Source organism: Bacillus sp. LH1 (assembly GCF_057924895.1).
Window position 1 is genome coordinate 792299 of record NZ_CM175007.1, and the last position, 12523, is coordinate 804821.

At 34.9% G+C, this 12523-nt stretch carries 12 protein-coding genes; 7 read left to right on the forward strand and 5 right to left on the reverse strand.

From position 1 onward, the window contains the following. The 4 genes from ACX9TM_RS04090 to ACX9TM_RS04105 form a co-directional block, all read right to left on the reverse strand. A complete protein-coding gene (locus ACX9TM_RS04090) occupies positions 1 to 1101 on the reverse strand; it encodes a GerAB/ArcD/ProY family transporter (protein WP_001095038.1) in 1101 nt (366 codons plus the stop codon). 16 nt (positions 1102 to 1117) lie between these two features. After that, on the reverse strand, positions 1118 to 2203 hold the full coding sequence (locus tag ACX9TM_RS04095; protein WP_000714134.1) for a Ger(x)C family spore germination protein: 1086 nt from the start codon (positions 2201 to 2203) through the stop codon (positions 1118 to 1120). Next, on the reverse strand, positions 2200 to 3717 hold the full coding sequence (locus tag ACX9TM_RS04100; protein ID WP_000467485.1) for a spore germination protein: 1518 nt from the start codon (positions 3715 to 3717) through the stop codon (positions 2200 to 2202). The genes ACX9TM_RS04095 and ACX9TM_RS04100 overlap by 4 nt, the downstream gene beginning before the upstream one ends. A 125-nt stretch (positions 3718 to 3842) precedes the next feature. Beyond that, positions 3843 to 4439: a hypothetical protein gene (locus ACX9TM_RS04105; protein ID WP_000276979.1), complete on the reverse strand. Its 597-nt coding sequence runs from the start codon at positions 4437 to 4439 to the stop codon at positions 3843 to 3845. Between the two features lie 238 nt (positions 4440 to 4677). Between ACX9TM_RS04105 and ACX9TM_RS04110 the strand changes: the two genes are divergently transcribed. The 3 genes from ACX9TM_RS04110 (at position 4678) to ACX9TM_RS04120 (ending at position 8140) form a co-directional block, all read left to right on the forward strand. Next, positions 4678 to 5238, forward strand: coding sequence for a nitroreductase family protein (locus ACX9TM_RS04110; RefSeq protein WP_000214819.1), 561 nt, complete (start codon positions 4678 to 4680; stop codon positions 5236 to 5238). Between the two features lie 113 nt (positions 5239 to 5351). Further along, entirely contained in the window at positions 5352 to 6770 is a 1419-nt protein-coding gene (spoVR, locus tag ACX9TM_RS04115; protein WP_001202693.1) for a stage V sporulation protein SpoVR, read from the forward strand. 107 nt (positions 6771 to 6877) lie between these two features. Next, positions 6878 to 8140: a neutral/alkaline non-lysosomal ceramidase N-terminal domain-containing protein gene (locus tag ACX9TM_RS04120; RefSeq protein WP_000048638.1), complete on the forward strand. Its 1263-nt coding sequence runs from the start codon at positions 6878 to 6880 to the stop codon at positions 8138 to 8140. A gap of 108 nt (positions 8141 to 8248) precedes the next feature. On the opposite strand, the gene ACX9TM_RS04125 is transcribed toward ACX9TM_RS04120, so the two are convergent. Next, positions 8249 to 8719: a MarR family winged helix-turn-helix transcriptional regulator gene (locus ACX9TM_RS04125; RefSeq protein ID WP_000372891.1), complete on the reverse strand. Its 471-nt coding sequence runs from the start codon at positions 8717 to 8719 to the stop codon at positions 8249 to 8251. Positions 8720 to 8865: 146 nt separating this feature from the next. Here ACX9TM_RS04125 and ACX9TM_RS04130 point away from each other — a divergent pair, with 146 nt between their 5' ends. The 4 genes from ACX9TM_RS04130 to ACX9TM_RS04145 all read left to right on the forward strand — a co-directional run bounded on the left by ACX9TM_RS04130 (position 8866) and on the right by ACX9TM_RS04145 (position 12484). Next, a complete protein-coding gene (locus ACX9TM_RS04130) occupies positions 8866 to 9450 on the forward strand; it encodes a DUF3238 domain-containing protein (RefSeq protein ID WP_000247265.1) in 585 nt (194 codons plus the stop codon). 135 nt (positions 9451 to 9585) lie between these two features. Continuing rightward, positions 9586 to 10170: a DUF3238 domain-containing protein gene (locus ACX9TM_RS04135; RefSeq protein ID WP_000182101.1), complete on the forward strand. Its 585-nt coding sequence runs from the start codon at positions 9586 to 9588 to the stop codon at positions 10168 to 10170. 201 nt (positions 10171 to 10371) lie between these two features. Beyond that, positions 10372 to 12036, forward strand: coding sequence for a CoA-disulfide reductase (cdr, locus tag ACX9TM_RS04140; RefSeq protein WP_065381827.1), 1665 nt, complete (start codon positions 10372 to 10374; stop codon positions 12034 to 12036). 184 nt (positions 12037 to 12220) lie between these two features. Beyond that, positions 12221 to 12484 (forward strand): metal-sensitive transcriptional regulator, encoded by a 264-nt coding sequence (locus tag ACX9TM_RS04145; RefSeq protein ID WP_000456206.1) that lies wholly within the window; start codon positions 12221 to 12223, stop codon positions 12482 to 12484. Positions 12485 to 12523: the final 39 nt, after the last annotated feature.

The window sequence follows — 12523 nt, forward strand, 5'->3', positions numbered from 1 at the left end:
CTAGGGAGAAGTTTTTTTTGAACGATTTTTGAAGTACCATCTTAGTGAATGAAACAAAAATAAAATTGGGATATAAGCGTATACAATATATAAACCCGCTTGAGATAGTACGGTATTTAATGTGTTGATACTTTCACGGTTTGTGAAAAGTAGAGAAGCTGAAAATATGATGAAAATAAAAAACGGTAATGTAAATTTAAATGAAATATGAAAGGAACGCTTCATCGTTTGACATGATGACCAAATGGTTAAGCAGAGGTTTGGTAAAATAATTAAAAACCAAACGAAAATAATAATATATTCAAAGCGCTGGATAAAAGGAACTTTAATTATTTTTAACATCGTTAAAGTAGGCCAAATAGTACGGTTTAATTGTCCCTCGCTGTAATACATAAAAGATACGATAGCTAAAACTACATAAATTAAGGTGCTAAAAGCAATTCCAGCATGGGCCCATCGCTTTAAAGATTTTCCTTTTTCAATAAAGGGATAAAAGATAAGAATTGTTTCAAACCCCAGAAATTCCAATGCGGATTGTTTTGCAGATATAAGCATGTCAAAAGGTGAATGTGTAAAAATAGGTAAAATATTACGAAAATGAGCATATTTCATTGGATAGATTAAAAAGAATACAACGAAAATAGGAAGAACAATACCCCAAAAACATATCCCTGTCACAGAACGGAAGCCACCTTTTATAATGTAGTAAGTGACTAATAAAAACATAAGCGTAAGTTTCCATAACTTAATGGTAGGGAAAATCCAAACTTGTATCACTTCCATATACGTACGAAGAACCGTAAGGCAAAATAATAAGCAATAAAGAGTGAAAATTACAGAAAATATAGAGCCAACCCATTTTCCAAAGGTTGTTGTATGAATGCTAATTAAATCTCCGTCTTTTTCAAGCATTTTTAACATACAAAACAGCACAATATGAGTTGCAATTCCCGCAATAATAAGAGAAATCCAGGCATCATAACCAGCGTTTTTTAAAATTACACGTTGATATCCGAGAATTCCTATACCAATCTGGAGAGAATGCAATAAAATAAATGCAAAATATGGAGAGACTGTCTTTGTTTTATTCATTGTATTCATTGCTTATTTCACCTCACTATTCTCCGATTCCAGATTGTACAATATTAAGATCTAAATTTACATCCACCGCTACATTTTTATACATATTTCGAATTTGTGTTATATTCCATTTTCTCGTATGGCTTCTAATTTCATCTCGTATTCCTAAAGGATCAATTTCCTTTTCTTGAAATTGTTTTATTAGATCTTCACAGTCTTTTTCAACATTTCGTTCAATTTGTTTTTTTATATAGTTGATATTTGTTTCTTTTCTTAAATCAATCCAATTAGGAGAGTTTTTAATTAATCCATTTAATTTTAAATGGATTTTTACTTTTGGTATGTCGCCAGTTTGATCTATATTATACTTATTTTCCCCAGCTAAGTTTTGTATAACAACCATACCTTTATGTTTATCCTTTTTTATCGCTGCTTCGTAACGTCCATTTTTCGTAGGATTAATAAGTAATTTTGCTAAAACAGAATGTCTTTTGTCCGTATACATGACGACTTTATCGCCTTTTAAAAAGGCAAGCCCTTTGACAGCGACAGAATGATTATCGTCCATTTTAATATAAGGAACATAGGCATCACATACGGAAGAGTAATAATTATATAAAAAAATGTTTAATTCGGTTTGTGGAATGTTTTCATTTCTTATATTTTGTTCGAGTAAATCAGCAATATATAAAGACCCATTTTTTTTTCCGTAATTTAAAAGCTCTTCAGCTGATCCATCTACAATTGCTAGTTGTACATCACGCCCGATATTTGGGTCACGTTGTAAGTTAGTAATAATCTCTCCCATTCCGCGTTCTCCTAGAGCTTTTCCAAATAGGACGACACGCATTTGACCTACAACGACATTGTGAGGAGATTTTGCATTTAATCGTGAAGCGATTGTCTCAAGTGAACGGGCAGATGTTGATTGCGTTTCTGGTTTAGACTTTACACCATGTGTGTACTCTGGGAATAGAATAGTTCCTTGGAATCTTTTGTTTTTTGTGATGTCAAATCCAGCGATATGAATGATACGCTGCGTATCCACTATATAGGTTTGTGTACAGCCAGTTTGTAAAATGAAGAAGATAATTATAATAAGGTGCAATAAAAATTTTTTCATTCATTCTCACCATCACGTTTTTGCTTCGCTTTGTTTGGATTATAGCGCCATTTTGATTTTGGTCTAAGAAAAGAAGGTCTTTGAGCTGTTTGACTAAATGGTAATCGAAGAAAACCTTCTGCTGTACCTAAACCACGAAATGGATATAAAGGTAATAAATAAGGTGATCCAAGTGATTTTAATTTAATTAAATGAGCTAAAATAAATACAAATCCGACAATAAGACCTAATCCTCCGAATGCACCGGCTAAAAGAATAAGTGGAAAGCGTAATAACCGGATAGTAGAAGACATCTTTACGGTCGGTGTTGTGAAAGATGCAAGAGCGGATAAAGCAACTGCAATTAATAAAATTGTACTAGTCAAAGCTGCCTCCACGGATGCTTGGCCAATTACAATCCCCCCAACAATACCAATCGTTTGTCCGACTTTTGTCGGTAAACGCGCTCCAGCTTCACGAAGCAATTCAATTGTAATTTCTAAAAAGAGTGCTTCTAGAATGGGAGGGAAAGGTACGTTAGCTCTCGAGAAAATAATAGGACCTAGTAAATCAGCTGGAATCATTTGATAATGATATGTTAAAGCCGCTGTATAAATAGCGGAGGAAAAAAGAGAAAATATAGCTCCGAAAAAACGAATAATACGAAAGAACGATCCAATCATCCACGGTAAATAATAATCTTCTGGTGAAATGAAAAAATCCAGTAACGTTGTTGGTCCTGATAAAGCATATGGAGAGCCATCTGTTAAAATTAAAACTTCCCCGTTAATTAATGCAAATACAGCTCGATCTAATCGTTCTGTAGGTAATAGAACTGGAAAAGGTGAATTGCTATTATCACTAATAAATTGCTCAATCATAGTTGAATCAAATGGGACATCAAAGTCAATGTCTTCTAGCCGTTGAATTGCGGTGTTGATGAATTGTTCATTTGTAACTCCTTCTATATAAGCAACTGCTACTTTCGTTTTTGACATAGATCCGACGGTAACTTCTTTAAAAATGAGTTGCTCCGTTACGATATTTCGGCGTAATAAGTGTATATTTGTATCAAGGTTTTCAACGAAACCGATTTTAGGCCCGATTACGCTATACTCATTTTCTGTATCGTTATATAATCGTGTTCCTAAAACAGTACTTTCGGCACGAATTAAAGCATATTGATCAGGATTCGAATTGTTTTTTAAGCGTATTAAAATATATCCACCTAATAATTTCTCACGAATATCATCAATAGAAGGGGAGATAATAATGTCTTCAATAGAGACGATATTACATAAATCAGAGATGTTTTGGATTTGTTCCGATTCCTTTTTTAGAGGAGTTAAAATGAATTGTTTAATAATAAGTGCTTCCACGACAGATCTATAATAAAACAAGCACAATGTTTCATTTTCAAGTACGTTATGAGAAACAAAGTCGCTTGATTCTTTCATGGTTTGTATAAATTCTGGAATAGAACAAAGTGTTTTTGTATTAGTCTTTTTTGATTTTTTAGATGATAAACCGAACATTTTCTCACCCCTAACATATATCATTTACTTGTGTTAGTTTTTGGGAAAGACGGGAATTTATACTTAAAAATTGAAAGTTCATAAAGAAAAGGAAGAGTGGTGAATGCCTCTTCCTTTTTAGCATTTTAATTTGTTTTTTGTTCTTTAATAGACTTCACTAATTTCATCATTTCCGCTCGTATATCTTCTCTTTTTACATTTAATTTTTCGGCAATTTGTTTAATGTCCATTCCATCTTTTTTCATCTTTAATACATCATCAAGAGGAGTATTGCTTTTTTGAGAGATGATTGTTAACACAGTAAGATGACGCAATTTGATGTTATATTCTTTCATTTTTTGCTTTAGCTGATCCGGTGTGGATTTTTGCATAGTTGCTAACTGTTGTAGCAGTGCTTGCTTTGTTTCTTTATTCATATGATGCTTTTTCAGCTTACTTGGATCTATACCGAAATGCTCGGCTGTTTTCTCCCAAGATTTATTTTGCTTATAGTAAGCTAAAACATCTTGTATTTCTTTATTACTAATTCTTGCAATATGAGCAGCTTTCCAAATTTCATGTTTGTTATAGCCGAGTTTTTCTAGCGATTGTATTTCTTCATCTGAAATTGGTTTATGGTGATGCATTGTTACTTCTTTTGGGGTGGCAGCGGAAGCGGGGAAGATAATTGCTCCGCATAATAATGCTGCCATAGTCATACTTACCGCGATTTTTTTGTACATGTAAACTCCTCCTAGATGGATAATGTAGAAAACTGTACACATATCATTTCCATAAAATGTGAAATACTTGTGAACAAGTTAAGTTTTTTTATTCACAGCATGGAATGACGTTTTTAGAAGTTTTCCAACATAAAACATTGATTAATAGTAAAAAACTAAGGTATAATCGAAATTGAAAATCAATATCAATACTAATGATAAACTTATACATATAGATAAAAATAAGGGAGAGATAAATATGACTACATATACTTCCATCGCTAATGTGATTAAAGAAAGACGCTCTGTTCGTACATTTACAGACAAAGCAGTAGAAAAAGATTTATTAATTGAACTATTAAACGATGCAACATGGGCACCTAATCATAAGCACCGTGAACCATGGAATTGTAAACTATACATCGGAGAAGGCCGCAAGAAATTAGTAGATGCGGTATTAAACTCTTTCACGGAAGAAGAAAGAGCGAAACGCGGTAAAATTTTATCAGATCGTTTTTTAAGCACGCCTGCACAAATCGTTGTATATATAAATGAAGATCCACGTCAAATTCAACGTGATGAAGATTACGCTGCAACATGTGCATTTATGCAAAACTTCCAACTTCTTGCTTGGGAACGTGGATTAGGTTGCGTTTGGAAATCAGGCGGATTAAACTACAATCCATTATTTATAGAAGGAATCGGTTTAACAAGAGGCCAACGTATCGTTGGAATTCTTCATATCGGCTATTTCGATAAAGCACCAGAAGGAAAAGCTCGTACTCCGATTACGGAGAAGATGGAGATTATCGAAGGTTAATAGATGAGACATTCTCGTTTTTGCGGGGTGTCTTTTTATTATGCAATCAATCCTCATGAAAGCTTGTTTTTCATCATACACTTTCTTAAGGGAAAGTGTAAGGAGGGAAAATAATGAGAGCAAGTGATGATAAAGCACTGCAATATGCGATTGCGGAAATTACGGAAATTGCGACTGGATTTGGGCTTGATTTTTATCCGATGCGTTATGAAATATGTCCAGCGGAAATTATTTATACATTTGGTGCATATGGGATGCCGACAAGGTTTTCACATTGGAGTTTTGGAAAACAATTTTTCAGAATGAAATTACAATACGATTTAGGACTTAGTAAAATATACGAACTCGTTATTAACTCTGATCCATGTTACGCCTTTTTATTAGATACGAACTCTTTAATTCAAAACAAATTAATTGTAGCGCACGTTTTAGCACACTGTGATTTCTTCAAAAATAATATTCGTTTTTCAAATACGAAGCGAGACATGGTGGAGAGTATGGCGGCAACAGCGGACCGTGTGAAAGCGTATGAGCATAAGTACGGAAAGGCAGAGGTAGAAACATTTTTAGATGCCGTACTTGCCATTCAAGAGCATATTGATCCGTCGCTTATGCGTCCGAAGCTCGCATGGAGTATTGATGATTTAGAAGATGAAGAAGTAGAAAAGAAAAAGGTGTCGCAATACGATGATTTATGGAATTTAGATAATCGCAATAAAAAGCAGGAACGTTCTAATGTGCGTAAAAAGAAGAAAATTCCACCACAACCAGAGAAAGATTTACTGCTCTTTATTGAAGAATATAGTCGTGAGTTAGAAGATTGGCAGCGTGATATATTAACGATGATGCGCGAAGAAATGTTATATTTTTGGCCACAGCTTGAAACGAAAATCATGAACGAAGGCTGGGCATCCTACTGGCATCAACGCATACTTCGTGAAATGGACTTAACCTCTGATGAAGCAATTGAATTTGCGAAATTAAATGCAGGTGTTGTACAGCCATCAAAAACAAGTATTAATCCATACTACCTCGGTATTAAAATCTTTGAAGATATTGAAGAACGGTACAATAATCCGACTGAAGAAATGAAACGACGAGGCGTAAAACCAGGATCTGGCCGTGACAAAATGTTTGAAGTACGCGAAATTGAATGGGACGTATCGTTCCTAAGAAACTACTTAAATAAAGATCTTGTTATGCGAGAAGATATGTACTTATTCCAGCGCCAAGGAAAAGAATATAAAGTAATAGATAAAGAATGGGAGAATGTGCGTGATCAACTCGTAAATATGCGGACAAATGGTGGGTTCCCGTACTTAGTAGTAGAAGATGGAGACTACTTAAAGAACGGAGAATTATACATTAAACATAGTTACGAAGGAATCGAGCTCGATTTAAAATACTTAGAAAAAGTATTACCATATCTTCATCAGCTATGGGGAAGAACGGTGCATATGGAGTCGATTGTGGAGAGTAAGGGCGTTGTGTTTTCTTATGATGGGAAGATGGTGCATCGGAAGTATGTGTGAGGGGAAGAACGGACATAGGATACTGTGTCCGTTCTTTTTATTTGGAACAAAGTTAAATATGCTATTCTTGAAAAAAGGGAGTTACATAGAGAAATGGAGTGATTTAAATGAGCAAAGTAGGGATATGTAAGGTTGATATTACGCCGCCTGTAGGTATTGATTTTGTCGGATATCATAGAGAGACAGGCATAAATAATGTTGAAGAACGTATTTACGGGACAGTTTTTGTATTTGAAAAAGATGAAATGAAGACTGTGTTTATAAGTATTGATAATATTGGGATGCTAGTAGAAGATACGAATATGATTCGTGAGCGAGTAGCAAGTAGGCTTCATGTGCCATTTGAGCGAATAACGGTTGTTTATACTCATACGCATTCCGGTCCAGAGACAGTCGGTGATAATCCGCTAGTGCAGTCGTATAAAACGATTTTAGTAAATAATGTAGTGCATGGTGCTATTACTGCGAATAACAACTTGAAGCTATGTGAAGTTGGCTGGGGTGTTACGACAGGTGATATTGGGGTAAATCGAAGAGAGAGAACATGTGATGGAAGAGCGAAGATGGGAACAAATATAGATGGTGTTGTAGATAAGCGAATTGGTATGTTAGCAATAAGAGATGCTGAAACGAAGGAGTTATCTGGGATTTTAGTATTTTGTACTGCGCATCCTAATGTTTTAAAAGGTGATAGTGATGAATTATCAGCGGATTATCCTGGAATGACGAGAGAGATTTTAGAGCAGATAGTGAACTGCCCTGTTATTATCGTTCAAGGTGCCGCTGGAAATGTGAATGCGAAGTACCGCGGTTCAAGTGAAGCGTTAAAACAAATGGCCTATTTACTTAGTGGACATGTATTAATGATGTTGCCAACAGTTACATATAGCTCAATTGTAAATTTAAGGACAGTTTCGAGTATGATGCAAATGAAGTTGAAGGATATTCCTGAATTTGATGAGATACGAAGCATGGCTCGATTAGCCGAGAAGCAGTGGGGCGTGAATACGGATGAATGGCTTACTATCGTTTTAGAGAAATATGAGCAAGGTATTCGGCGGTTAAGTATTGATTTAGAAGTGCAGTTATTTCAAGTTAATGATGGTATGTTTTCAGGTTTACCGATGGAACCTTTTTCGGAAACGGCATTAGAAGTGAAAGAGAATCTTCAAAATGAATTAGCTTTCTTTGGTGGATATACGAATGGATATATTGGTTATTTACCAACGAAGGAAGAATTCTTATACGGTGGGTATGAAGTGGAATTAAGCCCTGTTGTGTATGGATCGGTTACGAATTTATTGATACCACCGGAGGAGAATACTGCGGAGTTGGTTGTGAAGAGAGTTATGGAATTATATAACGCGTAAAAAATATATTTAGTAGAATAAAATTTAAAGAAATTAATGATTTTTAATACATCTGTAGAAAACGAATCCATTTTGAAGAAGATGAATCAAAATGGATTCGTTTTTTGTTTACCAGACAGGTCGTATATTTGATGATAATTTCTCTGTATTTTCTTTAGTAACGAATGTTGTTAAATCCTCTTTCAGTATTTGCATTCGTTCTATACCTATGTTTTCAATCCATCGCTGTTCTATTTCAGCTACTATTTCTTCTTTTACTTTCATTACTGACAAACCACGTTCGGTTAAAACGATGATTTTACCTCTTTTATCAGTAGGATGTGTTTTGCGTGTAACGTAGCCATTACTCTCAAGAGAATCCACCATTTTACTTACAGCTTGTTTGGAAATCCCCAAATACTCAGCTAGCTCTATACCAGTTGCCCCATTAGGAAGGATGCGTTTGAACATAAAACCATGTGCTGGCCTAATATCTTCAAATCCTAATTCACTTAATTTGTCATGTAGCTCAGTGATTAATGTGCTAAATGATAATGATAAAAGCGATGTAAGATCTAACTCGTTAAATGTTTGATCCATGTATATAACCTCCGCGCTTGTAGTCAATTAAGTTGACTATATGTAATGTCTATTGTACTATACATAATATAGTCAATCAAATTGACTATATTATGTCGGTAGAACAAATAATGATTTATATAATATAGAATCAATGGAGGTTTCACATGGTTAATATCGTGAAAATTAGAGGGAGTGTATTTGCACCGTATGCATCGCTGGAACCTATTAAGGACCCTGCAACAGGAAGAGTGTTTGAATATGCTGGAGATGCACGTGAGTTTACACCACAAGCTGTGAACACAAAGCGTTCAAGATTAGAACAAGAAGTGAATATTGATTTTTATAAAAGAGAAATTTTCACATATGCAGATGCTTGTATCGTCACCGTGAAGATTACAAATTCAGATGGCTCAATTGAGTATCAAAAGGGAGAAACAAGTACAGAAAACATTGTATGTACAAATATTGTATGGAGTGAAGATGAAGTTTCATTTGAAATGAGAGCAAGTGCAAGTAATCCTTTAAACGCAGCAGCACCTGCAGCTGATTATTTTTTGACTATACGAGCTAATGAAAGTGGCACTGTGAATATTGAAGGTGTACATGATGGTTTCCCTTGCTATGAATTTTATAAACAAGTAGATTTTGGTTCGTTTGAATTGATATACACACATGATTTCAGAAAAACGGATGATACCCCAGCAGCACTAGCTGGAGAGATGGAATATAGCTTTAAAACGACAGTCTAAACATAAATATAGCGCTATTTTTTAGAAGGAAATAGAAAAGTAAAAGAGAAATCTATTGGTTTTAGGATTGAAATTATGGTCTGTTTTATTTAATAAGCATTCAGCATCTAAAATAAAATTATAGAGGTGTTTCTTATGACTAATATCGTGAAAATTAGAGCCAGTGTATTTATTCCAATGTCTTGGACTGAGGCTAAGAAGGATATGGAAACAGAAAAAGTAATTCAATTCGAAGGTGATTCACGTGAATTCACACCGTATGCGGTAAATGCGATGCGCTCTAGAGTTGAGCAAGAGGTAGTAGTTGATTTCTATAAAGAAGAAGTGTTTTCATATGCGAACACGGGTATTACGACCGAGAAGATTACAAGTCCAGATGGTTCTGTGAGTAAAAGAACAGGGAAAGCAAGTACAGAAAATATTGTGTGCACTGATATCACATGGAATTCTGAAGGTGTGCAATTCAAAATGAGTGCGAGTGCAAGTAATCCATTAAATGTATATGCACCTCCTGTGGATTATGTATTAAATGTATGTGTGAAACAGGATGGTAGTATTGATATTCAAGGGGAGCATGATGGATTCCCTTGTTTTGAATTTTATAAGCAAGTAGATTTCGGTTCATTTGAAAAAATATATACACATGATTTTAGAGAAACTGGTGATACAGCGGCAGCCCTAGGCGGGAACATGGAGTATAGTTTTACAAAGAGATTATAGGAAGTATGATAATAGAACGATGGATTGATTCATTCGTAAAGAACTTGGAAATATCTAAGTTCTTTTTTTGTTTCAAATTTGTGAAAGACATATTGATTGAAATTAAATTTTTTATAATTTATTATATACCCGTACAGGTATAGGTTTTATATGTGTGATATATGAGGGAATTAAATAATAAATAGTATGGAGGTTTGACATATGTCTAGAAAAATTATAGTAGTAGGCGGAGTTGCTGGCGGGGCATCAGTAGCTGCAAGGCTTCGTCGTTTAAGTGAGGAAGATGAAATTATTATGGTTGAACGCGGTGAATACATTTCGTTCGCAAACTGTGGATTGCCATATTATATTGGCGGTGTCATTACAGAAAGACAAAAGTTATTAGTACAAACTGTTGAAAGGATGTCAAAACGTTTTAATTTAGATATACGTGTATTGAGTGAAGTTGTAAAGATTAATAAAGAAGAGAAAACAATTACGATAAAGAATGTAACTACAGATGAAACATATAACGAGGAATATGATGTTTTGATTCTTTCACCAGGGGCGAAACCAATTGTTCCACCTATTCCGGGCATTGAAGAAGCGAAGGCGTTGTTTACGTTACGAAATGTACCTGATACAGATCGTATAAAAGCGTATATTGATGAGAAGAAACCACGTCATGCGACGGTTATTGGTGGAGGATTTATTGGAGTGGAAATGGTTGAGAATTTAAGAGAACGCGGGATTGAGGTTACTCTTGTAGAGATGGCAAATCAAGTGATGCCACCAATTGATTACGAAATGGCGGCATATGTACATGAGCATATGAAGGTGCACAATGTTGAGCTTGTTTTTGAAGATGGTGTAGATGCGTTAGAAGAGAATGGGACTGTTGTACGTTTAAAAAGTGGCTCAGTTATAAAAACAGATATGATTATTTTAGCAATTGGTGTACAACCAGAGAGTAGTTTAGCGAAAGATGCAGGATTATCATTAGGAGTTAAAGGAACGATAAAGGTAAATGAGAAATTTCAAACATCTGACCCATATGTATATGCAATTGGTGATGCGATTGAAGTGAAAGATTTTGTTACAGAAACAGAAACGATGATTCCTTTAGCGTGGCCCGCTAATCGTCAAGGTCGTATGTTAGCAGATATTATTCATGGCCATACGGAGTCTTTATATAAAGGTACGATGGGAACTTCTGTGGCTAAAGTTTTTGATTTAACAGTTGCTTCGACTGGAGTAAATGAGAAAATATTAAAACGATTAAATATACCCTATGAGGTAGTACATGTACAGGCAAATTCTCATGCAGGATACTATCCAAATGCTACGCCAGTGCTAATAAAATTAATTTTTAATAAAGATAGCGGAAAAATTTACGGAGCACAGGCTTTAGGGCGTGATGGAGTAGATAAGCGTATCGATGTTATTGCAACGGCAATGAAGGCAAATTTAACTGTAATCGATTTACCAGATTTAGAATTATCATATGCCCCGCCGTATTCTTCTGCAAAAGATCCAGTAAACATGGTGGGGTATGCCGCAAGTAATATAGTAGATGGTTTTGTGGAAACGGTACAATGGCATGAAATAGATCGTATTGTTGACAATGGTGGATATCTTATAGATGTTCGGGAGCCCAATGAACTAAAACAAGGAATGATTAAAGGCTCTATTAATATTCCGTTAGATGAATTACGTGATAGATTGGATGAAGTGCCAATGGACAAAGAAATATATATCACTTGTCAACTTGGTATGAGAGGGTATGTTGCAGCGCGTATGTTAATGGAAAAGGGATATAAGGTAAAGAATGTAGATGGTGGTTTTAAATTGTATGGGACAGTATTGCCAGAACGTGTTGTATATTGATATTTTTCATTTTCTATTTCAAGATTTAGTGGAAGATGAAAACCTATAGATTAAGGTTTTACTTTTTGTTTTGCGAACATATAAGGCGAAAAATAAAAATAGAGGTTTACAAAATACCCTACAGGGTATAATATATTGTCATAGGTTATAAATAGTGACATAATGGTAATGAGGTGATTATAGGATGGAATATAATCAAGATATGAAAAATAGATTGAAACGTATTGAAGGTCAAGTTCGTGGTGTGCTTCGTATGATGGAAGAAGGAAAAGATTGCCGAGAGGTTATTACACAGTTAACGGCATCTCGTTCTGCACTTGATCGTACAATTGGACTCGTTGTTGGAACGAATTTAGAGCAATGTTTGCGTGAACAGTTTGAAAGTGGAAATGGTTCAAATGAAGAGTTAATTAAAGAAGCCGTTCAATTACTTGTAAAAAGCCGATAATCTGTCAAACGTAAGTGTTGACAGATTTTCAAAAACGGT